Source organism: Stenotrophomonas sp. AS1, assembly GCF_048957655.1.
Lineage (GTDB): Bacteria > Pseudomonadota > Gammaproteobacteria > Xanthomonadales > Xanthomonadaceae > Stenotrophomonas > Stenotrophomonas bentonitica_A.
Genome location: NZ_JARVXM010000003.1, coordinates 133012 through 158242 on the forward strand (window position 1 = coordinate 133012; position 25231 = coordinate 158242).

The window sequence follows — 25231 nt, forward strand, 5'->3', positions numbered from 1 at the left end:
GCAGCGTTCGGGTTTGACGCCTACCCGGCCATCGGTCACATGTCGCCCGGCACTTGTCGCCCTGGCGGCGGCGAACACTGAACCGGTCATCCATGAGCAGGCCACTCGCTGGAGGATGCCCTGCGCGCGGCCACCGCCGGGATGGCGCAGTGGCTGGAGCAGGACGACGGGTTGAGCCTGTCCGAGACAGCGCAGGTGCTGGGTAGTCCGGTCAGCTTCGTGGTGGCCAACCTGGCCGGGCGCAGCGTCGGCGTGGCGGCCAAGCTGGACAAAGCCCTGCTGCGGCAGGTCGAACGGGCACCTGGCAGGACACCCGGCGCCGGCCCGTGACCCAGACCAGGCACCCCTTGGCAGGCAACGCCGGTCGGCGCTAGACTAGGCCCATCGCGAGGTACGGCCGAGGTCGGGTACGCCACGCAGTTGCACCACCCGTGGGGCCATAGCTCAGCTGGGAGAGCGCGTCGTTCGCATCGACGAGGTCAGGAGTTCGATCCTCCTTGGCTCCACCACTATTCAAGACAACGCCCCGGAAACCAGGTTTCCGGGGCGTTGTTGTTTCTGCAGGTTGCGCGGGTTGCTTACGCGCCCTCGGGATTGTCCTTGCGCTCCGGCCGGCGCGTGCCTGCATCGTGGATCGCCTGATCGGTCTGCGCCGGCCGCTGCTTGGCGGTTTCATCCTGCTTGCGGTCCTGCTGGCTCTCTTCGATGCCTTCCTGCTTGCCTTGTTCGCTGGGCTTGGTGTCTGCCATGGTTCTACTCACTGATGCGGGCACCGGGACGGCGTCTTCAACGGCAGACTAACCAGCCGATCGTGATGCACGAATCATGATCGTCGCGCTCCTGCACACGTCGCGCTCACGCGCGATACGCCGGTCAAGCCAGCTTGACCACCAGCTTGCCGAAGTTGCGCCCCTTGAGCAGCCCGAAGAATGCCTCGGGCGCGTTCTCCAGGCCCTCCACGATGTCTTCGCGATACTGCACGCGGCCGTCCTTCAGCCACTGCCCCATCTCGCGCAGGAACGCCGGGAAGAAGGCGTGCAGGTCGGACTGGATGAAGCCGCGCACGGTCAGGCGCTGGCGCAGCACCTGGCTCATGAAACCCGGCAGCCGGTCCGGCCCGGGCAGCACCGCGCCGCGCGCGTTGTAGGTGGCGATGGTGCCGCACACGGGAATGCGCGCGAAATCGTTGAGCAGCGGCGCGACCGCATCGAACACATGCCCGCCGACGTTCTCGAAGTAGACATCGATGCCGTCGGGCACCGCCGCGCGCAACTGCGCGGCGAAATCGTCGGCGCGGTGATCCAGCGCCACATCGAAGCCCAGTGTTTCCAGGTACGCGCGCTTCTGCTCGCCACCGGCAATGCCGACCGTGCGCGCCCCCTGCAGCTTGGCGATCTGCCCCACCGTTGCGCCCACCGGGCCACTGGCAGCCGCCACCACGAGGGTTTCGCCCGGCTGCGGCTTGCCGATTTCCTGCAGGCCCACGTACGCCGTGAATCCGGGCATGCCGTACACGCCCAGTGCAGTGCTGATCGGCAGGTCGTTGTCCTCGAGCTTGCGGCTGAGCTGATCGCCATGGATGACCGCGTGCGTCTGCCAGTTGCCCGGTGCCAGCACATGCTCGCCGATGGCGAAACCGGGATGGTTGGAGGCGAGCACTTCAGCAACGGTGCGCCCTTCCATCACCGCATCCAGCGCAACCGGTGCGGCGTAGGACGGCCCCTCCTCCATGCGACCACGCATGTAGGGATCCAGCGACAGATAGCGATTGCGCAGCAGCACCTCGCCCGGGCCAGGCGCGGGCACCGGCACGTGCTCGATACGGAAGTTGGATGAGACGGGAGCACCGTTCGGGCGAGAAGCGAGCACGATGCGGGTGTTGGTGAGCGCGTTCATCAGCGGATCGCTCCGGGGAGACGGAAAAGGAATCCCGACAGTACGCCGTCCGGGCACGTGCGGGCGGGGGGTAAAACAGCGTTCCATCGGTGCAGGACGACGCGGCTGTGCAATCACCTTGTGCGACAGGGACCGATCGTCCCGATGGCGTCACAGCATTCCATCCGTACGCTGCACCGCGCATGCGTTGCCCGCGCCGCCGGCCAGGGCGCATGATCGCGTCATGAACGTTCCCGCTTCCCGCCGACGCCGCTACCTGCTGCCCGGGTTGATGTCCGCCACCACCGTGTTCGGCCTGGCATGCTGGGCAATCCTGGCGACCGAGCCCGGCTGCCTGGCCGCGCAGGGCCATTGGTCGTCCGGTGCAGGCAAGTGCCACACGCGCCTGTGCCTGCTGCAGGGCGACTGCGGCGAGATGGCTTCACCCATCGTGGCATGCAACAAGGTGCAGGTCGGCGACAGCCGTGGCCGCGTGTACTTCCACCTGGGCAATCCCCTGCCCGGTGCAGGGGCCGAAGCGGAGTGGCCCGCAGGCAAAGCCGACAACGGCATGATCCGCGCACGCTTCGAGGATGACCGCCTGGTCAGCCTGGCCTGCCCGGTCACGCCGTAGGGCGTGCGCGCCTCCATTGCAGCGGGCTCATGCCCATCTCGATCCGGAACATGTAGTTGAACGCCGACGCCGAGGCATAGCCCAGCTCGTGCGCGATTACCGTGGGCGAACGCCCCTGCGCCAGCCACTCGATGGCGCGCAGCAGGCGCAGCCGCAACCGCCACTCACGCAGGCGCATGCCGGTCTCGCGTTCAAAGTGGCGCGCCAGGGTACGCGGCGATGCACCCAGCAAGGGCGCCCAGTCCTCCACGCTGCGGGTATCGGCGGGTTGCTCGTACAGCGCCTGGCACCAGCGCTGCAGGCGCGCATCCTGCGGCCACGGCAGGTGCCGGGTGTGCTGCCGCTGGCGCGGCAACTGCGCAGTGATCAGGGTGCACAACGTGGCGTAGTAGGTGCGGTCGTGATCGGGCACGGTGCGATCGAGTTCAATGATCAGTTCGCGCAGCAGCGGTGACACATCGAGTACCACGCAATGCGTGGGCATACCCAGTTCCGGCCCATCGGCCACGTAAAGATTGCGGAACGCCGAGGTGTTCAACGCGCCCGTGTGATGGAGCGTGCCGGTCGGCACCCACAGCGCCTGCTGCGGGGTGATCACGTGACGTGCCTGCCCGGCGCTGGCCTGCAGCACACCCGTGCTGGCATGGACCAGCTGGTTCCAGCCGTGCACGTGCGGCGGGAAGCGCTCGCCGGCCTCCAGTCGCTGGCTGCGCGCCACCACCGGCCAGGGCAGACGCCGCAGCGGCGGCACCGGAACTTCGCGCCAACCCGGGGCAGTGGATTCAACCATGGCCATGTGACGTCTCATCGACAGGATGGGTCATTCTATCGAAAGACGCGATCACCTCCGTCCACGACGATGGGCCCTCCCCGCTGCCCTCCACATCCATGTCCCTCACGGTCCCACCTCCCCGCCGCGCCTGGCAGGTCATCACGGCCGGCATCTGCGCGCTGGTACTCACGGTTGGCCTGGCGCGCTTTGCCTACACCCCGCTGCTGCCGGTGATGCGGCTCGACGCCGGGCTCACGGCCGCCGCCGGCGGCTGGCTGGCAACGTTCAACTATCTGGGCTACCTGGCCGGCACCGTGCTGGTCGCCCGGGTCGGCGACATGCAACTGAAATTCCGCTTCTACCGCATCGGACTGGTCCTGGCAGTGGTATCCACCGGCCTGATGGGCACCACCACGGACATGGCCTTCTGGGGCGTGCTGCGCTTCGTGGCCGGCCTGTCCAGCACCGCCGGCCTGCTGCTCGCCTCCGGGCTGGTGCTCAACTGGCTGCTCGCCCATCAGCGCCGCCCACAGCTCGGCCTGCACTTCGCCGGCCTCGGGGTGGGGATCGCGGTCTCGGGCCTGGCAGCTGCGGCGATGGCCGATCAACTGGCGTCCTCCCGGCAGTGGATCGCCCTGGGCACCCTCGCGGTGGTGTTCCTGATCCCGGCCTGGGCATGGATGCCGCCGCCGGCAGCGATCTCCAGCACGACGGGTGCCAACGCTCCCCCGCCACCCGGGCGGCGCTGGCGCTGGCTGCTGATCGCCTCGTACTTCTGCGCGGGGGTCGGCTTCGTGGTCAGCGCGACCTTCATCGTCGCCATCCTGGTGCAGACCCCTGCCTTCGCCAGCCACGGCAGTTGGGTGTGGATGCTGGTCGGCCTCACCGCCATCCCCTCGACGTTTGCCTGGGACCGGCTGTCTAACCGGCTCGGCCTGATCCGTGCATTGATGCTCGCGTATGCGTTGCAGGCCACGTCCTTCGTATTGCCCTTGCTGGATGGCGGGCTGTGGGCCGGCGCGGCCAGCGCGGTGCTGTTCGGCCTGACCTTCGCCGGCATCGTCAGCCTGACCCTGACCGTGGTCGGTCGCCACTACCCGCACAATCCTGCCAAGGCGATGGCGACGTTGACGCTGAGTTACGGCGTCGCCCAGATCATCGCCCCCGCGATCGCCGGCACGCTGGCGCGCGACAGCGGCAGCTACCAGGGCGCATTGGTGCTGGCGGCGATCATGATGGTGATCGGCATCGTGCTGTTGTGGTGCATGCCCAACGACGCACGATCCACCCCGGGCTGATCAACTGCACCGGCGCAACGCATCCGCCTGAACCGACGTTCATGCGCTTCGGTGATGTGCTCGAGCCCGGTGGATCAAGCACTTGGATGTGGGCGGACAAGGGTTTGGAAACAAATGTGAAATTTTTTTCGCGAAACGCTTGCCGAACCCCTCATACCTCCGTATTATTCGCGTCCTCGCCAGCGGCAACGCAGCGATGAAGTGGCCGGGTAGCTCAGTTGGTAGAGCAGGGGATTGAAAATCCCCGTGTCGGCGGTTCGATTCCGTCCCCGGCCACCACAATTTCAGATGACCTGCAGAAATGCAGGTCATTTTTTTTGTCTGGCGTTCGCCCAGGCTACATCGCGCATCGTTCAAGGAAGGGGGGTCTGCACATGGTTCGTGCTCTGTTCGCCGCGCTGTTCGGCAAACGCCATGCTGTCTTCCACAGCACGCACCCGCTCGAGGCGACCGTGCTGCAGCTCAGGCAGTCGATCCAGCACGGCCCTCGCCTTTCTGCCGCGGGGATGCGCGGGAAGGTCTCCGCTCAACGGATCCGCCTGTGCTGGAAACGCCCCTTCGTCTCCAATTCGTTCAAGCCGTATTTCATCGGCCAGTGCATTCCCACCGAGCGCGGCGCGCGGCTGGAAGGTGCGTTCCAGATGCACCCCTTCATCCGCACCTTGGTGATCGGCATGTTCGTCAGCCTGCTCATCTTTCCGCTGGTGGCGGTGGTGAAGCACTGGCAGCTCACACACGAACTCGCCCCCGCACTGTTCGCCAGTCTGGTGGTCGTGCCTGCCGCCTACCTCATCGCCGCCGCGGTGCTGGTGATCGTCAGGATCAGCCGCTGGGCCGCACGCGACGACGAAGCGATGATCGATGCGGAGATCCATCGCGCATTGCAGAGCGGGCAAAGCGACCAGGGATGATGTCCTGCGTGACGCAATGGCATGCCTTGCCGTTCTTCGCCACGCGCTGGCATGCTCACCTGGCGGACAGGGCGTCTGCGGCCACGCTTGTTCGCACCTCATGGCCGCGCACACAGGGAGAAGTGAATGTCGAACGGCATCGACGTGCTGCAGGCGCAGATCGCGCAGCTGAAACGCAGTCAACGAAGACTCACGCTGGGCTACGCGGGGTTCGGCGTCCTGGCCGTGGCGGCGTTGATGATGGGGGCGACGTCGCAGCGCAGCGCCAGCTTCGACGTCATCGATGCCCAGCGCATCAACATCAAGGAACCTGATGGGACGTTGCGACTGGCGATCTCCAATCGCACGCTCTTTCCCGGGGTGCTCATCCACAACAAAGAGCAACCGCATCCGCGCCCGATGGCAGGCATGCTGTTCTTCAACGATGAAGGCACGGAAAACGGCGGGCTGATCTACAACGGCTCGCTCGACAAGAACGGCAAGCCCTCCAGCGGCATGAGCCTGACCTTTGATCGCTATCAGCAGGACCAGCAGATGCAGTTGCTGGGCGTGGACGAAGCAGGGACACACTCGGCAGGGCTGACCTTCAATGACGTTGCCGACGGCCTGGACCGTCCGTTCTTCTCCAAGCGGGACGAAGCACTTCATCGGAATGGCGTACCTGCGATCACCGAGCGCGTGTTCCTTGGCAAATCTGATGCGCGCGATGCCATGCTGACCCTGCGCGATGGTCAAGGAAAGCCGCGGCTCGAACTGGTGGTCACGCCCTCGGGAGACGCCAAGGTGCGCTTCCTGGACGAGAACGGCAACGCCACGCGGGAACTCTCCGCTGACAGTCGGTAGCGCGGGTGCCGCACGCTGCCACGCGCACGCCAGCGACGTGGGGCGGCCACTGCATGACGGAATATTCACAATTTCCGTCCTGCCTGTGCCTAAGCTCGCTGCGTCTTGTGTGGAGTGTCGACAATGCGCAGCCGCTATCTGATCAGTGCCCTGCTCGCCCTCGCCGCTACCGGGTCGGCCTGGGCGGCCGCGCCGGTGACCTCGGTGGAGGCGCTGGACATGGACCGCTACGCCGGCCAGTGGCATGAGATCGCGCACCTGCCGGTATCGTTCCAGAAGAAGTGCGTCGGCGACATCACCGCCACCTACAGCCTGCGCGCCGATGGCCGGATCAGCGTGCACAACGCATGCCGCCAGGCCGATGGCGATCGCGTCGCCGCGGATGGCGTGGCACGGCCCGTCGAGGGCCACCCTGGCAGGCTGCAGGTGCGCTTCGTGCCGGACTGGCTCTCCTGGGTCCCGCTGGTCTGGGCCGACTACTGGGTGATCGCCCTGGATCCGGGCTACCAGTGGGCGGTGGTCGGCGAGCCGGACCGCAGATACCTGTGGATCCTCTCGCGTTCGCCGAGCATGGACACCGCCCTGTTCGAGCAGCTCAAGGCGCGTGCCGAGGCGATGGGCTATGACCTGGCCCCGTTGCGGGTGATGGCGCCGCTGGACTGACCTGGCACGCCGGCCACGCGCCGCGCCGCCGCTCGGCCGTGTTCCCCCAGACTAAAAGCACGTGGCCCGGTCACCCCGGTGCCCTACCCTTGCCCCCTGCTGCCCCGGAGCAGCACGGACACCATACGCCGTAGTATGCTCATACCCATGCAGTATCCGCCCGAGGATTGCGCCATGTCCCACCGCTTCCGTTCCGCCCTGCCCATCGGCCTGATCGCCGTCGCCTGCCTGACCCTTGCCGCCTGCAACAAGACGGTCAAACGCGTCTCCGAGCCGGCCGCCAGCGTGCAGGAACTGACGGTGCGTGCCGATGGCAGCTGGACCGTCGCGCTGCGCCTGCAGAACTTCAGCTCCATGCCCATGACCTTCGACAACGTGTCCCTGCAGCTCAAGGTGAGCGATCAGGACGCCGGTGCGCTGCAGCTGCAGCCGGCGCTGTCGATTGGTGGCGTGTCGGCCGATGTGGTCAACGTCGACCTCAAGCCGAGCTCGGGCGCGCGCCTGGTGATGGCCGACGCGCTGGCCGGCAACCGTACCCTGGCCTATTCGCTGAAGGGTTCGGTGAGCGCGACCCCGCAGGAAAAGAAGCAACGCACCTTCGAGATTGACAGCCGCAGCACGCTCAACCAGGCCCCTGGCCTGCCCGGCGTCCTGCGCTGACCGGCGGGCTGTCCGCCACCCTTCGCCACTGATCGAGACCGTCCCCGATGAGCAGCTACACCGCCCCGCTTTCCGATATCCGTTTCGCCCTGCATGACGTGCTCAAGGTCGAGCCGCTGTTCGCGCGCCTCGGCCTGGCCGATGCCACCGCCGATGTGGTGGATGCCGTACTGGAAGAAGCCGGCCGTTTCAGTGCCAGCGTGCTGGCGCCGTTGAACAGCGTGGGCGATGAGATCGGCTGTGTACTGGACCAGAGCACCGGCGAGGTCACCACCCCGCCTGGCTTCAAGCAGGCGTACACGCAGTTTGTCGAGGGCGGCTGGACCGGCCTGACCGCTGCGCCGGAGCTGGGTGGCCAGGGTCTGCCGCACACGCTGGGCGTGCCGCTCAACGAAATGATCAATGCCGCCAACCTGGCGTGGGGCAACTTCCCGCTGCTCTCCCACGGCGCCATCGAGGCGCTCAAGCAGCACGGTGAAGCGTGGCAGCAGGAGGCCTTCCTCAAGCCGCTGATCGAAGGCCGCTGGACCGGCACCATGTGCCTGACCGAACCGCATTGCGGCACCGACCTGGGCCTGCTCAAGACCAAGGCCGAACCCAACGCGGACGGCAGCTACGCCATCACCGGCACCAAGATCTTCATCACCGCCGGCGAGCACGACCTGACCGACAACATCGTCCACCTGGTGCTGGCCAAGCTGCCGGATGCACCGGCCGGCGCCAAGGGCATCTCGCTGTTCGTCACCCCGAAGTTCAAGGTGGACCGCGAGGGCAAGATGGGCGAGCGCAATGCGCTGCGCTGCGGCTCGATCGAGCACAAGATGGGCATCAAGGGTTCGGTCACCTGCGTGATGAATTTCGACGGCGCCGAAGGGTATCTGGTGGGCCAACCGCACAAGGGCCTGCAGGCGATGTTCACCATGATGAACACCGCACGCCTGGGCGTCGGCCTGCAGGGCATCGGCCTGTCCGAACGCGCCTACCAGAACGCCCTGAAGTACGCCCGCGAGCGCCTGCAGTCGCGTTCGCTGAGCGGCCCGAAAAACCCGGAAAAGCCGGCCGACCCGATCCTGGTCCACCCGGATGTGCGGCGCATGCTGCTGACCATGAAATCGCTGGTGGAAGGCAGCCGCCTGTTGGCCCTGCACGCGGCCACCCTGATCGACGTCGCCCACCATGCGCAGGATGCCGGCGAACGCGAACGCGCCGACACCCTGGTGAGCTTCCTCACCCCGATCTCCAAGGCCTGCCAGACCGAATGGGGCATCGAGAACACCTACAACGCGCTGCAGTGCTTCGGTGGCCACGGCTACATCCGCGAGCACGGCATGGAGCAGCTGGCACGCGATGCCCGCATCACCACGCTGTATGAAGGCACCACCGGCATCCAAGCGCTGGACCTGATCGGTCGCAAGACCGCCTCCAGCCAGGGCGCCGGCCTGAAACTGATGCTGGCCGAGATCGAGGCCTTCGCCAAGGCCAATGAAGGCAACCCGGCGCTGGCCGAGTTCATCGCCCCGCTGCGCGCCAAGGCGGACGAATGGGGCAAGCTGACCCTGGCGACCCTGCAGCGCGCGGCCACCAACCCGGACGAACTGGGCGCGGCCAGCTTCGATTACCTGTTCTATTCGGGCTATGTGGTGCTGGCCTACTGGTGGGCACGCAGCGTCGCTGCCGCCGATGCCTCCGCGCAGAGCGCTGCGTTCAAGCAGGCCAAGCGCGAGACCGCCCGCTTCTACTTCGCCCGCGTGCTGCCCCGCACGCTCAGCCACGCCGCCGCGATCCAGGCCGGCGCCGAACCGCTGATGGCGATGACCGACGCGCATTTCGGCGAAGGTTGATCGGTCGCCGGACCACCGACGCCTGATCGTCGGCAGGTGCCGACCGCCAGTCGGAGCACCGATACCTGATCGTCGCTAGGTGCCGACCGTTGGTCGGCACCCCGATACACGTTCTGGAGAAAAGCCCCCTTGATGTTCAAGGGGGCGCGCCAACGGCGCGGGGATAAGGTGGAATGCCCGGGGCCGAATCGTTACCGAATGGGTAGGCGCTTGCCGCCTATACCCATTTGGTAACGATTCGGGTATAAGCTGTTTTCCCGATGGAGACAGACACTACACGCTTGGGTCTGATCGATACCGGAGCCTCGTCCGCCCCGGTCGCCGAGGTATCGCCGATCGTTACGCTGCATCGGCCCGGCTCGGTACGGTTATTGGCCCTGGACGCCCACGGGCGCGTGCTCGACTGGATCAATTGGCAGGACGCGTCCTGCCTCTACGCACGCGGTGCGGTCGCCTGGACCCTCGGTGACCCCTGCCTGCACATCCGCGGCGGCATCTGCCGCACCACTGGCCTGCAGAGCGGGCTGGACCTGCACCCGATCATCGCCGCCCGCGGGCATGCCCGTTCCCGTGCGATCGACCCCACCCCGAATCTCTCCAATCCGGCCCTGTTCGCGCGCGATGCGCATCTGTGCCTGTACTGCGGGCAACAGTTCAACCGCCCGCAACTGACCCGCGACCACGTCATGCCGATCTCCAAGGGCGGCCTGGACGTGTGGGAGAACGTGGTCAGTGCGTGCTTCCACTGCAACTCGCGCAAGAGCAACCGGACCCCGCAGCAGGCCGGCATGCCGCTGCTGGCCGTGCCTTACCGGCCCAGCTGGATCGAACACATGATCCTCTCCAACCGCAACATCCTGGCCGACCAGATGGCGTTCCTGAAGGCGCAGCTGCCCAAGCGGTCCAAGCTCTGCGCGTGAGTGCGCTGCGACGTTCTGTCGCAGCTGCCGTCACCGTTTACTCACTGAAAAGGCGGTTTGCTTGCCCCACCCCCATTTGGGGGGGAAAATAGGCGCTCAGAAGAAGCGCGATAAACATGATCGACTCCGCCCGCTATCCCCGCCTTGCGCGCATCCAGTCACCGGATGACCTGCGCAGGTTCGATGAATCCGAACTGCCCGCGATCGCGGATGAACTGCGTGCCTACCTGATTGAGTCGGTGGGCAAGAGCGGCGGCCATTTCGGCGCCGGCCTGGGCGTGATCGAATTGACCGTCGCCCTGCACTACCTCTATCAGACGCCCGTGGATCAGCTGGTCTGGGACGTGGGCCATCAGACCTACCCGCACAAGATCCTGACCGGCCGCCGCGACGAGATCCACACGGTCAAGCAGAAGGATGGCGTCGCGCCGTTCCCCAAGCGCGAGGAAAGCGAGTACGACACCTTCGGCGTCGGCCATTCCTCGACCTCGATCTCCGCAGCGCTGGGCATGGCGATCGCACGCCAGGCCGAAGGCGATGACCGCAAGGTCGTGGCCGTGATCGGCGATGGCGCGATGACCGCCGGCATGGCTTACGAGGCCCTCAACCACGCCGGCGGCATGGAGCAGGAACCGAACCTGCTGGTGATCCTCAACGACAACAACATGTCGATCTCCGAGGCCGTCGGCGGGCTGACCAAGATGCTCGGCCGGGCCACCGGCAGCCGCACGCTCAACGCGCTGCGCGAAGGCGGCAAGAAGATCCTCGGCGACAAGAAGCACAACCCGACCGCGCGCTTCGTCAAGCGCTGGGAAGAACACTGGAAGGGCATGTTCGTGCCGTCCACGTTCTTCGAGGAAATGGGCTTCCATTACACCGGGCCGATCGACGGCCACGACGTGCCGGCGCTGGTCGCCACGCTGAAAACGCTCAAGAGCCTGAAAGGCCTGAAGCTGCTGCACGTGATGACCACCAAGGGCAAGGGTTACGAGCGCGCCGAAGGTGACCAGATCGGTTACCACGCGGTTGGCCCGTTCGATCCGGACAAGGGCCTGGTCGCCAAGGGCGGGACCAAGAAGCCCACCTATACCGACGTCTTCAGCGACTGGCTGTGCGATGCCGCCGCAGCCGAACCGAAGCTGATGGGCATCACCCCGGCGATGCGCGAGGGCTCTGGCCTGGTGCGTTTCAGCAAGGAATACCCGGACCGCTACTTCGATGTGGCCATCGCCGAACAGCACGCCGTGACCCTGGCGGCGGGCATGGCCACCCAGGGCGCCAAGCCGGTGGTGGCGATCTACTCGACCTTCCTGCAGCGCGCCTACGACCAGCTGGTCCACGACGTGGCCGTGCAGGAGCTGGATGTGCTGTTCGCGATCGACCGCGCCGGCGTGGTCGGCCCGGATGGCGCGACCCATGCCGGCAACCTGGACCTGAGCTTCCTGCGCTGCGTTCCGCACATGGTGGTCATGGCCCCCTCCGATGAGGCCGAGTGCCGCCAGATGCTGACCACCGGCCTGCGTCATGCCGGCCCGGCAGCGGTGCGCTACCCGCGCGGCAGCGGCACCGGTGTTGCGGCCGGCACCGACCTGTCCACGCTGGAAATCGGCAAGGCCGAGCTGCGCCTGCCGGGCAGCCGCATCGCCCTGCTCGCCTTCGGCAGCACCGTGACCGCCGCCGAACAGGTGGGCCGCGAGCTGGGCCTGACCGTGGTCAACATGCGCTTCATCAAACCGCTGGACCGTGCCCTGCTGCTGGACCTTGCGCAGCGCCACGAAGGCTTCGTCACCATCGAAGACAACGTGGTCGCCGGCGGTGCCGGCTCCGGCGTGGCCGAGCTGCTCAATGCCGAGAACGTGCTCAAGCCGTTCCTGCACCTGGGCCTGCCGGACAGCTTCCAGCACCATGCCAGCCGCGAAGACCTGCTGGCCGAAGCCGGCATCGATGCCGCCGGCATCCGCCAGGCCGTGCTCAAGCGCTGGCCAATGCTGGTCAACAGCGGCCAGGCGCTCAGCGCAGCGGGCTGACGCGCTGTCGGCCACCGTCGGGTGGGCTCGCCGCAGAAACACCGAGGCCGCGTCTGTTCGACGCGGCCTCGTTCGTTTCAGCCTGCATCACGCACCCTGGCGCTGTGCAGCGGCCCTCAGTAAATCTGGAACTGTGCCCGGCAGCCGCCGTCCACCCAGACCCCGGTACGGTCCCAGCCCCAGGTGCGGCCTTCGATGCAGGCATTGCGCGAGGTCTGGCGGATCAGCCGCGCCTCGCGGCGCACATTGGCCACGCAGCGCTGACGGCGATGGTCATTGGAATCGCAGGTCAGGATCTGGCCCCGGCCACTGTTGCCGCCGCCGTTGTGCCCCCAGCCACCGCCGCCATTCCAGCGGCCGCCGCGGCCACCTTCGGCGATGAACTCGGCCCGGCAACCCTGCGTCACCCATACGCCGTTGCGGGCCTGGCCCCAGGTCTGCCCTTCCACGCAGGGCGAGCCGGAGATCTGCCGCACCAGACGGGCACGGCCCGGCAAGGCGCATTGCTGCGTGCGGTTCTTGATGGACTCGCAACGCACCGGGCCGCCGCTGTAACCGTCGTCGTAGTAGCGGTCGTAGTTCTGCGCCTGGGCGGCACCGGCCAGCGCCATCAGGGCCGGCACCACGGCCCAGCGCAATCGTCTGGCTGCCTGGGAAGGGCGGTTGTTGGACATGGGGGACCTCGATGCTGTGTGGGGAGGCGCACAGGATCGGTGATCGTCCGGCCGGGCGACATAGCCCAGAAGTCGCTGATTTCATGCCCTATTTAGGTACCCGACGCGAGGCTGACTGAGCCGACCGAAGCCGGTCACATCCGTTCTGGTGGCTACTTCACGGCCGCTCAGCCGTAGCGCACGGCGTCCACGTAGGTTTCCAGCACCTGCACCCGGACGGCGCTGCTGTTGCCGGTTTCGGCAAAATGCTCGCGCGCCAGGGCATCGGCGAAGTCAAAGGCGGTGGCACCGTTGCGGAATGCGATCGGTGCGGATTTGGCCGGATGCACGACGTGCCAGCGGCGTTCGATATGTTGCAGTTTGATCACCATGCGGATCGTTCCTTTGCGGCATGCCTGGGCGAGAAGCTCACGACGGGAGGGATCCATCCCTCAGCAGGAACGATAGAGCAGGCCGCAGCCTACGGGTATCGGATTAGTCTGATTTTGCTCAACTATCGGTACCAAGGAACCGGAAAGGTTCGGCCGGCTGGAATCGGGGCAGCGCGTCGCCGGCGAACACATTGCGCTGGTCCGGCCCCAGGTCGAGTTTCAGCACCGGCGCACCGCGCGAGAAATCGGCCTTGTTGAGATCCACCCAGAAGGTATTGGGGGTCATCGCCGATTCGAAGAAATACAGCTTGCGCTTGTGATCGGCGACAGTTCGCCAGCGGGTGGAAGAAATGTTCGGCTCCCCCGGCGTGGTGATTCCATAGGGCACGGACACATTGCGGATCACACTGAACACGCTCGCCAGCGCCACCACCGGATCTTCACTTTTGGGAATGGCGTTGATGTAGAACTTCGCGCGTGCGAACCGATCGGCCGAGCGGTTGGTGCCGGGCAGCATCACGGTGCCACCAATCTCCTGCCAGTACGCGTTCAGCGCCAACTGCTGGTCGAACACGGGCGAGTTGGTCATCACCTGGTAAACGCGATCGTGATGGATCACCTGCCTGCCGTTGATGTATTCGACGATGGCGCTGTCGCCGCTGGCGTCGGACAAGGACAGGTGCAGCGTGGCCAGTCGCGATTCGCCCGGCACCTTGTCGGTCACGATGGAAAACGGCTCGCGTTCCAGCGCGGCGACGGCCTCGGCAACGGTGGCGAAATTGTCGAGCGCGTACTGCGCCCACAACGAAATCGCCAGCCCGGGTTTGCTGCCACGCTGCTGTGGGTACTCCGATTCGGCCAACCACAGCAGATTGGCTGACAGTCCCGCTTCGTTGAGGCCGTCGGTGGTGGAGATGTCGTAGCCGGTGGCGACGACGCTGCCGTAGCGCGACGTCCAGCGGATCGAGCGCGGCCCGGCCTGGCCATCGCGGCTGATGCCTTTGGGCAACACCCATAGATTGGTGGCGACATCGCTTTTCCAATCCATCGAGCGGGCGGTGATCACGTCCTGGTTGTCGCCCAGGTACACCACGCGCGTGCAGGCATCGGACTGGGCGCAGACAAAGGTGAGTGCCGCAGCAAGCGTAATGTGACGCATCGAAAACAGCAGTTTCATGGCGTGCCTCCTGGCCGTGGCGCTGACAAGCTGGCGTCGAACCTGATACAGGCGATACCCACGCAGACTCGTCGCAAGCATCCTGCTTCAACGCATCATCGCTTCCACGGCGCTGGTCATGCACTACAACGCAGCATCGGCGGAACCGTTCCGCGTCATATCAGCCCACGCCAAGTGATGGAGGAGTGAACCCGGCATCCTGCACGTGGCATCGACGGACCCAGCGCGAGACTGCCTGCGACCTCAAGCGCCCATGGAGGGTCCATGTCCATTCGAGCCGCCCTGCTTCCCCTGCTCGCCGCCCTCACCGCCTGCGCCCATCCTGCACCGCCACCCTCACCCACTGCGGGCGTACCGGGCGCAGACCGCGATGCGCACGGGTGCATCGGCTCGGCAGGCTACCGCTGGTGCGAACGCACACAGCAGTGCGAACGTCCTTGGGAGCTGGCGAAGGCCAAGGGGCTGGAGAATACCGCCGAGGTCATCACCGCCTACTGCGCTGAGCCGCCGGCCGGGCCGGCGAAACGCTGATCCCACACGGGATCAGCCGTCCTTGTTCTTGCCACCGAAATCGAGCGGCTTGCTGTCGCCACCGCCTCCGTCATTGAACCGGATGTTCAACTCATTGCAGCGGCTTTCACGGCGGGCGACCTGCGCCGGCAGGTCCTTCACCTGCGGCGAATCCTCGCACTGCGGGCGCGAGGCGACATCGTCATAGGTGGCGCACCCGGACAGGCCAGACAGGGCCAGGCCGGACATCACGATCACACCGAACAGCGAACGTACGCGCATCGAACCGGCACCTGAAAGGGGGACCTGTCCGTTGTCCCACGATGCCTCTGCCCGATCACCTGCCATTGGTCATGCCGGGGTCGCTGCCAGCACCGGCCGCGGATCCACCGGCAGCACCACCAGGAACCGCGCGCCACCACCGGGGGCGCTGTCCACGGCGATGGTGCCGGCATGCCGCAGCACGATCTCACGCGCGAGATGCAGGCCCAGCCCGCTGCCGCTGCCGCTGGGCCGCAACCGATGGAACGGCTCGAACACGGACAGCCGCTCGGCCTCGGGCACACCAGGGCCTTCATCGCTGACCGACAGGCTGCCGTCATCGTGCAGCGCCACCGCGATCATGCCGCGGCCACCGCCGTGGGCGATGGCGTTCTGCAGGAGGCTGGCGATGACACGGTGCAGTGCATGTGGATCGCCGCGGACCCAGATCGGCTGGTCGGGGGCGTCCACCGAGAAGCCGTAACCGGCATCCACGACCAGCGGCGCCACGTCGGCGGCAACCTCACGGGTCAGTGCGGAGAGGTCGATGCGCTGCGACTGGCTGCCGTGGCGGTCCAGCCGCTGCAGATCCAGCAGCTGCTCGGCGATGTTGCTCAGGCGGCTCAGGTCCAGCTGCAGGCGCGAGCGTGCCTCGCCGGGCGGGAGATCGGCCAGCCGCGTGGCCAGAATCGCGATCGGCATGCGCAGCTCATGCGCAGCGCCGGCGAGGAAGCGGTCCTGGGCGTCGTAGCTTTCACCGATGCGGCGCACCGCCGCGTTGAACGCATCCACCAGCGGGTAGATCTCCAGCGGTACCGCACGCGTATCCAGGCCGCTGCCACGCTCGTTGACCTGGATCGCGGCCGCCTGCGCTGCCACGCGGTTGACCCCGCGCAGCGCGCGGTGGATCACCCACGGCGCCACCACCAGCGTGATCACCAGCACCGGCAATGCGATCCAGCCCCCCAGATAGCGGAAGATCAACAGCAGCTGCCGCACGATGCTGCGTTCGGGAATGCCGCCCACCGCCACGTGCAATCGCCCTTCGGGCCGATCCACGACCACCACGCGCACGGCAAGCGCATCGGCATTGATGCGGGTGCGGATATCGGTCCGCTCGATGTGATCCAGCCGCGCGACCAACGGGCGGTACTGCACGGGCACCTCGCCATGCACCAGCCGCCGGCCGCGTTCGTCGGCGGCGGCGAACCAGAACGTGGCCGGCGGGCGCGGCACGGCCAGGGCGACCTTCGGTGGATCCGCCTCCAGCCCCTGGGCGCCAACGGAGATCGCCGATGCGATCTGGTCACTGGTCTTCCAGTCGATGTAGGCCGAGCGACGGTCGCCGTAGGTCAGCACCATCGCACTCAACGCCAGCGCGATGGTCGCCGCCTGGATCAGGCACACCTTCCAGACCAGGTTGAAGGCCAGGGAATCGGGTTTGAGCAGTCTCACGGCGTGTCCTTGAGCAGGTATCCGATGCCGCGCATGACATGGATCTCCACGCCGGCATCGGCTTCCAGCAGCGCCTTGCGCAGCTTGGAGACATGCGCATCCAGCGCGTTGGACTGGATGGCATCGTCAAAACCGTACACGGCCTCCAGCAACGAAGCGCGGCCCACCGTGCGCCCCTGGCGCAGCGCCAGCGCTTCGAGCACCAGCAGCTGCCGCCGCGGCAATGCCAGCAGCACATCGCAAACGCGTGCCTCGCGCGCCACGAAATCGAACTGCAGCCGGCCCAGTGACAACACCGGCAGGGTGATCTGCGAGGGGCGCCGGGAGATCGCGCGGATCCGTGCGAGCAGTTCTTCCACGGCGAAGGGCTTGGTCAGGTAATCATCGGCACCGACATCCAGCCCGGTGACCCGGTCGGCCACCGAAGCGCGCGCGGTCAGCATGATCACCGGCAGGTTCGGCACCCGCTCACGGGCGACCTGGACGAAACTGGCGCCATCGCCATCGGGGAGCTGGCGGTCCAGCAGGAGGATCTGGTGTACGCCGGCCTTGAGCGCTTCATCGGCCTGGGCCATCGAGCCGACCACGTCGACCACCATGCCATGGCGCGCCAGGCTGACCTGGATCGCGCTGGCCATTTCCGGATCATCTTCCAGGAGAAGAAGGCGCATGGGAGCGGTGCCTGCGGGGTACGAAGGAGGCGATGGTACCGCGCAGGCCGACGTAACGTTCCGACAATGTAGGGCGCCCACCATGAGGCTCCGGTTGTTCCCCTTCGGCAGGTCCATGCACGTCCGTTTCCGCTTTTCGCGTCCTTCTTCCGCTCTGCTTGGCCTGGCCCTGGGCACTGCGTTGACCGCCACCGGCGCCCAGGCCGCCGATGCCCCCGAAGCGGGCAGGAAAGGAAGCGTCGGCATCGCCGTTGTCGCCCTCAAGGCCCCGTACGCCGGCTATGACACCGACCGCCTGGCCGCCCCGATCGTCAGCTGGGAAGGCCGCTCGTTCTTCTTCCGCGGTGGCAGCGTGGGCTATCGCCTCCACCAGACCGCGCAGTCCGAACTGGCACTCACCGCCTCGCCGTACGTGATGCGCTTCAAACGCCGGGACAGTCATGACCCGCAGCTGCGCCAGCTGGACAACCGCAGCCTGTCCGGGATGCTGGGCGTGTCCTGGCGCCACCAGGCCGACTGGGGCGTGCTGCAGGCCAACGCGCAGGCCGAAGTGACCGGGCACGGGGGCGGCTTCTCGGCCGATGCCCGATACGCCTACCCGGTTCCCGCCGGCCGCGTGACCTTCATGCCCGCGGTGGGGGTGACCTACACCAGCGCCGATCTCAACGACTACTACTTCGGCGTGAGCCAGCGCGAAGCGGCCCGCAGTGGCCTGGCGCATTACTCGGCCGGCAGCGGCGTGTCGCCATACATGGACATCGCCGCGGTGATGCCGCTGGGCCCCCGCTGGACCGCGACCGCATCGATCCGTCGCACGTCGCTGGCCGATGCCGTGCGCGACAGCCCGATGACCCGTGGCGATCACATGGACACCGCCGCCCTCTCCCTCAGTTACGGATTCTGATCATGCGTCAGGGAATCGTACGTCGTGTCGCGGATCTGGCCTTGCAGATCGAACCGGACCGCGCCGCCGTTCTTGAATGGATTCTGCATTCCCCCCTGCCCGCGCTCGACGGGCAGACCACGTTCGAACTGGCCTGCCAAGGCCAGGGCGAACGCGTTGTCGCGCTGCTGGACACGCTGCTGCGGCAGGGCGGTCCGGCGCTGCCACGCGGCTGAACCCACGTTTTTCCCCCACCGGTGTCCTGGAGGCGCGAATGCACAACGCAACCGATACCCTGCTGCTGCGAGCAGCCAATGATGACCTGGCCGCGCATGCGATCGTGGCCAATCTCCACCGCGCGATCCAGCAGCGCATGGACCGTGACAGCCAGGCCCATGGCCGGTTCTCGCGTGCCTACATCGCCGAGCTGTTCGATATCGGGCGCACCATCAGTGCGCAGTGCCGGCCGCACCACGTCGACAGCGACTGGATCACCGCACGGCGTGCGTGGCTCGATGCGGTCCTGCGCGACCATCCGCTGGACCGTGGTGATGCGCAGCTGACCGCCGCGCGGCATGCCGCCGATGGCTTCCTGCTCCGCGCCTGCGTGCTCGGTTGTGACGCCACGCCGGACGCGGCGACCGAGCGCGTGCGTGATGCCCTCATCGCCATGACCCGGCCGGCGCGCTGAGCGACATCGCACACCGCCCTTCGGGCGGGTGTCGCCGACACCTGCACATGACCGCCGAAATCACCGTGCTACATTCTGGCCAAGGGGCAGGCTGACTGCGCCTGATGCCGGTATCGGCCGGCCTGGAGCGTGCGCATGCGGTGTTGGGCCCTGCTGGTTTCCCTGCTGTTCTCCGGTGCGGTGCACGCGCAGCAGGACGCGCCGCCGGACCTGGCCTTCGATCGCCCCGGCATGGGCTTTGCCGCCTCGACCCTGCCCCGCGGTGGCGTCGCGCTCGAGGCGGGGCTGCCCGCTTTCAGCCGCGACCGCGACGACGGGGGGGTGCTGAGCACGCAGTACAGTGCCGACATCAACCTCCGTATCGGGTTGGCCAGCCATGTGGAACTGCAGGCCTTCACCTCGCCCTGGAACCATCTGCGCGTGGCACCGCGCAATGCCCCCGCCGAGCGCAGCAGCGGTGCCGGTGATGTGGGCGTCGGCCTGAAGTTCGCCCTGCCCCTGCCCTCGGACACGCACGCCGTGGCGCTGTTGGCCAGTACCACCTTCGCCACCGGCTCGCGCGACTTCAGCGAAGGCGCCACGCAGTACGCGCTGGGTGCGAGCTACGAGTACGCGTTCAACGATCACTGGACCGGCGCGCTGTACGCCAATGTCACCCGCGGTGGCAGCGAGGACAGCGTGACCTGGGCACCCAGCCTGAGCTTTGCCGCCACCGATACCATCAGCACCTATCTGGAGGCGGGCTTCACCGATAGCGACGGTGAGCCTTCGACCGGAATAGCGGGGGCTGGCATCACCTGGATGGTGACCCCGACAGTCCAGCTGGATGCCTCGTTCGACGTGGGCCTGGATGAGGACAGCCCGGACACGCAGGCCGGGCTGGGGGTATCGGTGTATTTCCAGTGAGCTGCGTGCGCTGGAACGAGAGCCACCAATGAAAAGGCCTGCGCGAAATCGCGCAGGCCTTCGTTCCTGACCGTTGGCGCAGGCGCGCGCCCGGTCAGGTCACCTTCTTGGCGATGGTCATGCCCAGTACGAACAGCACGACGGCGATGATGATGCCCGCCCAGAACAGGAACTTGGCAATGCCGATGGCGGCGCCACCGATGCCCGCAAAACCGAGGGCGCCGGCGATCAGGCCGATGACAGCAAAAATGATGGCCCACTTGATCATGATGATCCTTTCCCCGAATCGGGTTGAATGACAGGACTCCACCGTAGCCACTGGGCTGTCTCACCTTCGTGAACGCGTCGGCTGAACGGTGTGAAGTCAGGGGCGGGCCATGAGCTGCATGTTCATCGGCTGATACCTCAGGCCGGAGGATTCGGCCGCCTCGCCTGCGCACGCAAAGCCATAGCGCTCATACGCCGGCACCGACGACAGCGAAGCGCTGACACTCAGCACATCCACGCGTGCGTGATCGATCATGGCGGCCATCAGCGCCTTGCCTATGCCCTGCTGCTGAGCGGCAGGGTCCACGAACAACATCGCCACGTGGCGGCCCTCCTTGAGCTCCGCCACACCGACGATACGGTCCTGCTGTTCGAACACCAGCATGAGGTTGTCGTGCGACATCCGCGTACGGAATCCTTCCACCGAAGCGATGCGGGAAAACGTCTCGATACCCACTGGGGTCAGTGAATCGGCCACCGATCCCATGAAGGCCGCCATACAGATGCGGCTGGCCTGTTCCAGATCCGCCGCTAGCAAGGTGCGCACCGCCATCTTTTTCTCTTTCCTCGTCCATGGGGTTGAGCAGTCACTCTACCCCGATGGCCCCTACCCGCCCATTCTTCGTCGCATGCGGGGGCAGGCCAGGGATCCTCACCCGGCACATCGGGCAGTGGCGAGCGCTCGGCAGTACTGCTGCCCCGGGCACGGACGAACCCGCCGCGTGCGGGCACCGGCAGCACCCAGGACACCGAGCGCCACGCGCCCTGCCCGGTCCAATCGCCAGCCCCGAACACCCGCGTGTGCATGCTCAGCCCCTGCGCATCGCCCTGCGCGCCCACGATCAGCTCCAGATGATCCAGCACCGGATGCTGACCGGCGGCATTGGGCGGGGTGGGCACGCGCCTCAGGCGATACGCCTGTCGATCAGAACGTGTGTTCCGGGCCGGGGAACGTGCCTGCCCCCACCTCAGCCGCGAACTCACGTGCCGCCTTCTGCGGCAGCCCGTGCATGTCCGCGTACTGCTTCACGAAGCGCGGCAGCTTGCCGGTGCGCAGCCCGGCCATGTCCTGCCAGACCAGCACCTGTGCATCGCAGTCGCTGCCCGCCCCGATGCCGACGGTGGGGATCTTCAGCGCCGCGGTGATCTGGGCGGCAACCGCGCCGGGCACCATCTCCATCAGCACGGCGAACGCACCTGCCGCCTCCAGCGCACGCGCTTCCTCGATCAGGCGCGCGCCATCGTCGCCCCGCCCCTGCACGCGGAAGCCACCCAGCTGATGCTCCGACTGCGGCGTGAAGCCAATGTGCGCCATTACCGGAATGCCACAGCTGACCAGTTTGCGTACCTGCGGCACCATCTCGATGCCGCCCTCCAGCTTGACAGCATGCGCCCCGCCTTCCTTCATGAAACGGACGGCGGTATGGAAGCACTGCTCCGGCGAGGCCTGGTAGGAACCGAACGGCAGATCGGCGATCACCAGCGGCCGGCGCGTGCAGCGGCTCACCGCGCGCACCAGCGGCATCAGCTCATCGACCGTGACCGGCAGCAGCGAGTCGTTGCCGAACACGTTGTTGGACGCCGAATCGCCGATCAGCAGCACCGGAATGCCGGCGTCTTCGAAGATCGCCGCGGTATACATGTCGTAGGCGGTGAGCATCGCCCACTTCTCGCCGCGCTCCTTCATCTGCTGCAGATGCGGGATACGCACGCGCGGGGCCGGGACCGGGGCACTGCCCGGGGTCGCGTAGGGATGGAGCTGTTCGGTCATGCGAAGGATCCTGGTGGGGAACAACGTGGGGTCAGAGTGTGCCGGTTCCGCTCAGCAAGAGCACCGCGATCAGGATCATCGCGGCGCCCGAGATGCGGCCGACCACGCGTGATGCACGGGGGCGGGTGCGCAGCACGGCACCGGCGCCATACCCGACGGCCAGATAGACCGCCGCGCAGCTGACCAGATGCACCATGCCCAGCGCGAGGATCTGCACAGGCATCGCCCATGCCGCGCTGGCGGAAATGAACTGGGGCAGCAGCGCCAGGAACAGCAACAGCACCTTGGGATTGAGCCCGCTCACGCAGGCGCCCTTGACCGCCCAGTGGCGCCAGCCCGCCACGGCCTGCCCCGCTTCGGCGGCGGCGACCGGCGGATGGCGCAGCAGCCCGATGCCCAGCCACAGCAGATACAGCGCGCCCAGGACGGTCAGTACGTGCAGCGCGACCGGTGCCTGGGCGAACAGCGCGCCGACGCCCGCAGCGACCAGCCCGATCGCCAGCAGGTGACCGGACAACAACCCGGCCACCGCCGGCACTACCGCGCGCCCGCGCAGGCCGGCAGCGATCGCGTGCGCCCAATCCGCGCCGGGGGTGAGCACGAAGAGGATCGAGACCGCCCAGAAGGCGGCAATGACGCTGGGTTGCATGGGGTCCAAAGGGCGGTCTTGCCGCGATCCGTGTGCCAGACAGAAGAATATTCCCGCTCCTTTGGAATGTGCTTCCAAATACTTGCCCGGCACGGCCACTCAGGAGGAAACTCTTGCGCATGGACATCACCGACCAGCGGATTCTTGCCGAGCTGCAGAAGGACGGCCGCCTCACCGTGACCGAACTGGCCGAGCGCATCGGCCTGAGCGTCTCGCCCTGCCACCGTCGCGTGCGGGCGCTGGAACAGTCCGGCGCGATCCGGGGCTACCGCGCCGAGCTCGATCCCGCCGCGCTGGGCCTGAAGTTCTCGGCGCTGGTGTTCATCACCCTGCGCGACGGCGACCGCCACGCCGTGGACGCTTTCGAGCAGGCTGTCGCCGAGGTGCCCCAGGTCCTGCAGGCGCAGCGCCTGTTCGGCGATCCGGACTACCTGCTGCACGTCATCACCCGCGACCTGGCCGCGTTCCGGCAGCTTTACGACGAACACCTTTCCGCCCTGCCCGGCGTGCAGCGGCTGACCTCGACCCTGGTGATGAAGGATGTGGTGATCGACCGGCCGTTGCCGTTGCACGCTCAGTGAGGCGACGGCTCTAAACCTTCTGGCCGCTGCCGGCATCCAACGGTGGGACAGCCACCGGACGAGGAACGACATGAAGCCATGGATGCGGATACTCCCGACGCTGCTCATCGCTGGCCTACTGCCGCTGGGCTCGGCCGCGGCCGAGCAACACGGCTCGGCGCAGGTGGTCACCGCCGACATCGAGAACTTCTGGATCGCCCACGATGCGATCCGCAGCGAACCAGACCCAGCGCGCAGACAGCAGCTCATCCAGTTGCTCTACATCGACAGGGGCACGCCCGGCCTGCATGCCTTGATGCAGGCCCGCGCCTATACCGCCGGGCAGTACGTGGCCGCGATCGATGCCTGGCCGCGCTACTGGGCGTCTGTGCGCCCGCTGACCCACCGGGCCTTCGCTGCGACCACCGGGCTGGAAGCTGACCTTGCCACGTTGAAACGCCTGTATCCGGCATTGCGCCCGGCCAGCATCACCTATGCGATCGGCGTGCTGCGCACCGGCGGCACCACGTTGGACGACAAGGTATTGATCGGCGCCGAACTCGCCCTGGGCGATGACACCGTGGACGTGTCCGAACTTCCCCAGCCGTTGCAGACGCGACTGCGCACGTTCTATGCCTCCCAGCCATTCCACAACAACGGCCAGAACAACATCCACGAGTACATCCACACCCAGCAGATCGAGGCCGGCGACACCTTGGCGCAGTACGCGCTGCGTGAGGGCGTGGCGGAACTGGTGGCCGAACGGGTCACCGGAAAGAAGCCCGACCTGCCGCTGTACGTGTATGGACCGACGCACGAGGCCGAGCTCAAGCGGCAGTTCCAGGCGGACCGTCGCGGCAACGACTACCGCGACTGGCTGTACAACAGCAGCGCCAACCGTTTCGGCGTCAGTGATCTGGGTTATTACGTGGGGTATCGCATCGCCAGCGCGTACTACGCGGCACAACCGGACAAAGCCAAGGCGATCGCCACGTTGATCGAGCTGCGGTACGACGATGTGGCGGCGGTGGATGAGGTGATCTTGCGGTCCGGGTACATTCGCTGAGCCGTGAGCACCGCCGCGGGTAAGCAGCCCACAAAGAAAAAAGGCCTGCGCATCGCTGCACAAGCCTTTGATCGAATCACCAACATTGGTCGGGACGGCCGGATTTGAACCGACGACCCTCTGCCCCCCAGGCAGATGCGCTACCAGGCTGCGCTACGCCCCGATGATGCTGGCAATGTCCCCGCCTCTCAGCGGGCCGACGAGTATAACGGGTTTGCGTGAAAAATGGTTCAGCGGCGCAGCAATTGAAGCACTTCTTCCAGTTCCATCCGCGTCTGCTTGATGATCTGGTTGCTCAGCGCCGATTCCTCGCGCGCATCGGCGCCTTCCAGGCGCAGGCGCGCGCCGCCGATGGTGTAGCCCTGCTCGTAGAGCAGGCCGCGGATCTGGCGGACCATCAGCACGTCGTGGCGTTGGTAATAGCGGCGGTTGCCGCGGCGCTTGGCCGGCTCCAGGCTGGGGAACTCGGTTTCCCAGTAGCGCAGCACGTGCGGCTTGACGTCGCACAGTTCGCTGACCTCACCGATGGTGAAGTAGCGCTTGGCCGGTATCGGCGGAAGTTCTCGGTTACTGCCCGGATCCAGCATATGCCTCTACCCTTTCCTTGAGCTTCTGGCCCGGACGGAAGGTGACCACCGTACGGGCGGAAATCGGAATTTCCTCACCGGTCTTGGGGTTGCGACCCGGGCGCTGGTTCTTGCGCCGCAGGTCGAAATTCCCGAAGCCGGACAGCTTCACCTGACGTCCCTGTTCCAATGCTTCACGCAGCACATCGAAGAACGCGTCGACAAATTCCTTGGCTTCGCGCTTGTTCAGACCGACTTCGTCGAACAGCTTCTCGGCCATCTCCGCCTTGGTCAATGCCATTGCCTGCT

32 protein-coding genes and 3 tRNA genes are annotated in these 25231 nt (G+C 66.6%); 19 read left to right on the forward strand and 16 right to left on the reverse strand.

Annotation, left to right across the window (positions count from 1 at the left end):
• Positions 1-141 precede the first annotated feature (141 nt).
• Positions 142-330: a hypothetical protein gene (locus PV764_RS04815; RefSeq protein ID WP_019182798.1), complete on the forward strand. Its 189-nt coding sequence runs from the start codon at positions 142-144 to the stop codon at positions 328-330.
• A 103-nt stretch (positions 331-433) separates the two neighbouring features.
• Positions 434-509 (forward strand) — tRNA-Ala (locus PV764_RS04820).
• 69 nt (positions 510-578) lie between these two features.
• On the opposite strand, the gene PV764_RS04825 is transcribed toward PV764_RS04820, so the two are convergent.
• On the reverse strand, positions 579-749 hold the full coding sequence (locus PV764_RS04825) for a hypothetical protein (RefSeq protein WP_019182797.1): 171 nt from the start codon (positions 747-749) through the stop codon (positions 579-581).
• Between the two features lie 124 nt (positions 750-873).
• Positions 874-1896, reverse strand: a complete 1023-nt coding sequence (locus tag PV764_RS04830) for an NADP-dependent oxidoreductase (protein ID WP_284129009.1) — start codon at positions 1894-1896, stop codon at positions 874-876.
• Positions 1897-2119: 223 nt separating this feature from the next.
• Here PV764_RS04830 and PV764_RS04835 point away from each other — a divergent pair, with 223 nt between their 5' ends.
• Positions 2120-2509: a hypothetical protein gene (locus PV764_RS04835; RefSeq protein ID WP_046273221.1), complete on the forward strand. Its 390-nt coding sequence runs from the start codon at positions 2120-2122 to the stop codon at positions 2507-2509.
• Here PV764_RS04835 and PV764_RS04840 read toward each other — a convergent pair.
• Complete coding sequence (locus PV764_RS04840; protein WP_052727519.1) at positions 2499-3305, reverse strand: AraC family transcriptional regulator; 807 nt, start codon at positions 3303-3305, stop codon at positions 2499-2501. The two genes, PV764_RS04835 and PV764_RS04840, sit on opposite strands and share 11 nt — an antisense overlap.
• 92 nt (positions 3306-3397) lie before the next feature.
• On the opposite strand from PV764_RS04840, the gene PV764_RS04845 reads away from it, so the two are divergent.
• The 9 genes from PV764_RS04845 to dxs all read left to right on the forward strand — a co-directional run bounded on the left by PV764_RS04845 (position 3398) and on the right by dxs (position 12444).
• Positions 3398-4579, forward strand: a complete 1182-nt coding sequence (locus PV764_RS04845) for a YbfB/YjiJ family MFS transporter (protein WP_046273222.1) — start codon at positions 3398-3400, stop codon at positions 4577-4579.
• 203 nt (positions 4580-4782) lie between these two features.
• A tRNA-Phe gene (locus tag PV764_RS04850) sits at positions 4783-4858 on the forward strand.
• Between the two features lie 38 nt (positions 4859-4896).
• Positions 4897-5490, forward strand: a complete 594-nt coding sequence (locus tag PV764_RS04855) for a hypothetical protein (RefSeq protein WP_421116252.1) — start codon at positions 4897-4899, stop codon at positions 5488-5490.
• 126 nt (positions 5491-5616) lie between these two features.
• A complete protein-coding gene (locus PV764_RS04860; protein WP_019182791.1) occupies positions 5617-6333 on the forward strand; it encodes a hypothetical protein in 717 nt (238 codons plus the stop codon).
• A gap of 123 nt (positions 6334-6456) precedes the next feature.
• Entirely contained in the window at positions 6457-6996 is a 540-nt protein-coding gene (locus PV764_RS04865) for a lipocalin family protein (protein WP_046273224.1), read from the forward strand.
• 174 nt (positions 6997-7170) lie between these two features.
• Entirely contained in the window at positions 7171-7656 is a 486-nt protein-coding gene (locus PV764_RS04870) for an LEA type 2 family protein (RefSeq protein ID WP_046273225.1), read from the forward strand.
• A gap of 47 nt (positions 7657-7703) precedes the next feature.
• Positions 7704-9497: an acyl-CoA dehydrogenase C-terminal domain-containing protein gene (locus tag PV764_RS04875; protein ID WP_284128941.1), complete on the forward strand. Its 1794-nt coding sequence runs from the start codon at positions 7704-7706 to the stop codon at positions 9495-9497.
• A 260-nt stretch (positions 9498-9757) separates the two neighbouring features.
• Positions 9758-10417 (forward strand): HNH endonuclease, encoded by a 660-nt coding sequence (locus tag PV764_RS04880; protein WP_019182787.1) that lies wholly within the window; start codon positions 9758-9760, stop codon positions 10415-10417.
• 116 nt (positions 10418-10533) lie between these two features.
• On the forward strand, positions 10534-12444 hold the full coding sequence (dxs, locus tag PV764_RS04885; protein WP_046273228.1) for a 1-deoxy-D-xylulose-5-phosphate synthase: 1911 nt from the start codon (positions 10534-10536) through the stop codon (positions 12442-12444).
• Between the two features lie 116 nt (positions 12445-12560).
• Here dxs and PV764_RS04890 read toward each other — a convergent pair whose 3' ends face one another.
• The 3 genes from PV764_RS04890 to PV764_RS04900 all read right to left on the reverse strand — a co-directional run bounded on the left by PV764_RS04890 (position 12561) and on the right by PV764_RS04900 (position 14648).
• Positions 12561-13118, reverse strand: coding sequence for a DUF3011 domain-containing protein (locus PV764_RS04890; protein ID WP_046273229.1), 558 nt, complete (start codon positions 13116-13118; stop codon positions 12561-12563).
• 167 nt (positions 13119-13285) lie between these two features.
• The gene (locus PV764_RS04895; RefSeq protein ID WP_284128939.1) at positions 13286-13546 is read right to left on the reverse strand and encodes a hypothetical protein; all 261 of its coding nucleotides are present in this window, start codon (positions 13544-13546) and stop codon (positions 13286-13288) included.
• 61 nt (positions 13547-13607) lie between these two features.
• The gene (locus PV764_RS04900; protein WP_421116374.1) at positions 13608-14648 is read right to left on the reverse strand and encodes a linear amide C-N hydrolase; all 1041 of its coding nucleotides are present in this window, start codon (positions 14646-14648) and stop codon (positions 13608-13610) included.
• Between the two features lie 282 nt (positions 14649-14930).
• Here PV764_RS04900 and PV764_RS04905 point away from each other — a divergent pair, with 282 nt between their 5' ends.
• On the forward strand, positions 14931-15197 hold the full coding sequence (locus PV764_RS04905; RefSeq protein ID WP_174704337.1) for a peptidase: 267 nt from the start codon (positions 14931-14933) through the stop codon (positions 15195-15197).
• 12 nt (positions 15198-15209) lie between these two features.
• Here PV764_RS04905 and PV764_RS04910 read toward each other — a convergent pair whose 3' ends face one another.
• From PV764_RS04910 to PV764_RS04920, 3 genes are all read right to left on the reverse strand, one after another.
• Entirely contained in the window at positions 15210-15458 is a 249-nt protein-coding gene (locus PV764_RS04910) for a hypothetical protein (protein ID WP_019182781.1), read from the reverse strand.
• 69 nt (positions 15459-15527) lie between these two features.
• Positions 15528-16892, reverse strand: coding sequence for a sensor histidine kinase (locus PV764_RS04915; protein ID WP_421116253.1), 1365 nt, complete (start codon positions 16890-16892; stop codon positions 15528-15530).
• Positions 16889-17563: a response regulator transcription factor gene (locus PV764_RS04920; RefSeq protein WP_019182779.1), complete on the reverse strand. Its 675-nt coding sequence runs from the start codon at positions 17561-17563 to the stop codon at positions 16889-16891. The genes PV764_RS04915 and PV764_RS04920 overlap by 4 nt, the downstream gene beginning before the upstream one ends.
• Before the next feature lie 115 nt (positions 17564-17678).
• Between PV764_RS04920 and PV764_RS04925 the strand changes: the two genes are divergently transcribed.
• The 4 genes from PV764_RS04925 to PV764_RS04940 all read left to right on the forward strand — a co-directional run bounded on the left by PV764_RS04925 (position 17679) and on the right by PV764_RS04940 (position 20043).
• A complete protein-coding gene (locus tag PV764_RS04925; RefSeq protein ID WP_019182778.1) occupies positions 17679-18467 on the forward strand; it encodes a MipA/OmpV family protein in 789 nt (262 codons plus the stop codon).
• Positions 18468-18469: 2 nt separating this feature from the next.
• Positions 18470-18682: a hypothetical protein gene (locus PV764_RS04930; protein WP_046273230.1), complete on the forward strand. Its 213-nt coding sequence runs from the start codon at positions 18470-18472 to the stop codon at positions 18680-18682.
• A 38-nt stretch (positions 18683-18720) separates the two neighbouring features.
• Positions 18721-19137, forward strand: a complete 417-nt coding sequence (locus PV764_RS04935) for a hypothetical protein (protein WP_046273231.1) — start codon at positions 18721-18723, stop codon at positions 19135-19137.
• Positions 19138-19272: 135 nt separating this feature from the next.
• Positions 19273-20043 carry a transporter gene (locus PV764_RS04940; RefSeq protein WP_019182775.1) on the forward strand — a complete coding sequence of 257 codons (771 nt, stop codon included), beginning with the start codon at positions 19273-19275 and terminating at the stop codon, positions 20041-20043.
• A 94-nt stretch (positions 20044-20137) separates the two neighbouring features.
• On the opposite strand, the gene PV764_RS04945 is transcribed toward PV764_RS04940, so the two are convergent.
• From PV764_RS04945 to PV764_RS04960, 4 genes are all read right to left on the reverse strand, one after another.
• A complete protein-coding gene (locus tag PV764_RS04945) occupies positions 20138-20311 on the reverse strand; it encodes a DUF1328 family protein (RefSeq protein WP_019182774.1) in 174 nt (57 codons plus the stop codon).
• A gap of 96 nt (positions 20312-20407) precedes the next feature.
• Entirely contained in the window at positions 20408-20863 is a 456-nt protein-coding gene (locus tag PV764_RS04950) for a GNAT family N-acetyltransferase (RefSeq protein ID WP_046273232.1), read from the reverse strand.
• A 372-nt stretch (positions 20864-21235) separates the two neighbouring features.
• Positions 21236-22081, reverse strand: coding sequence for a 3-methyl-2-oxobutanoate hydroxymethyltransferase (gene panB, locus PV764_RS04955; RefSeq protein ID WP_421116254.1), 846 nt, complete (start codon positions 22079-22081; stop codon positions 21236-21238).
• A 31-nt stretch (positions 22082-22112) separates the two neighbouring features.
• Entirely contained in the window at positions 22113-22730 is a 618-nt protein-coding gene (locus PV764_RS04960) for a LysE family translocator (RefSeq protein ID WP_019182770.1), read from the reverse strand.
• Between the two features lie 119 nt (positions 22731-22849).
• On the opposite strand from PV764_RS04960, the gene PV764_RS04965 reads away from it, so the two are divergent.
• Both PV764_RS04965 and PV764_RS04970 read left to right on the forward strand, forming a co-directional pair.
• Positions 22850-23311 carry an Lrp/AsnC family transcriptional regulator gene (locus PV764_RS04965; protein ID WP_026069711.1) on the forward strand — a complete coding sequence of 154 codons (462 nt, stop codon included), beginning with the start codon at positions 22850-22852 and terminating at the stop codon, positions 23309-23311.
• Between the two features lie 82 nt (positions 23312-23393).
• Entirely contained in the window at positions 23394-24356 is a 963-nt protein-coding gene (locus tag PV764_RS04970) for a hypothetical protein (protein WP_019182768.1), read from the forward strand.
• An 86-nt stretch (positions 24357-24442) separates the two neighbouring features.
• Here PV764_RS04970 and PV764_RS04975 read toward each other — a convergent pair.
• From PV764_RS04975 to PV764_RS04985, 3 genes are all read right to left on the reverse strand, one after another.
• Positions 24443-24519, reverse strand: a tRNA-Pro gene (locus tag PV764_RS04975).
• A gap of 67 nt (positions 24520-24586) precedes the next feature.
• Entirely contained in the window at positions 24587-24943 is a 357-nt protein-coding gene (locus PV764_RS04980; RefSeq protein ID WP_019182707.1) for a MerR family transcriptional regulator, read from the reverse strand.
• Positions 24924-25223 carry an integration host factor subunit alpha gene (locus tag PV764_RS04985; RefSeq protein ID WP_005410432.1) on the reverse strand — a complete coding sequence of 100 codons (300 nt, stop codon included), beginning with the start codon at positions 25221-25223 and terminating at the stop codon, positions 24924-24926. Before PV764_RS04985 ends, PV764_RS04980 begins: the two co-directional genes overlap by 20 nt.
• Between the last annotated feature and the right edge of the window lie 8 nt (positions 25224-25231).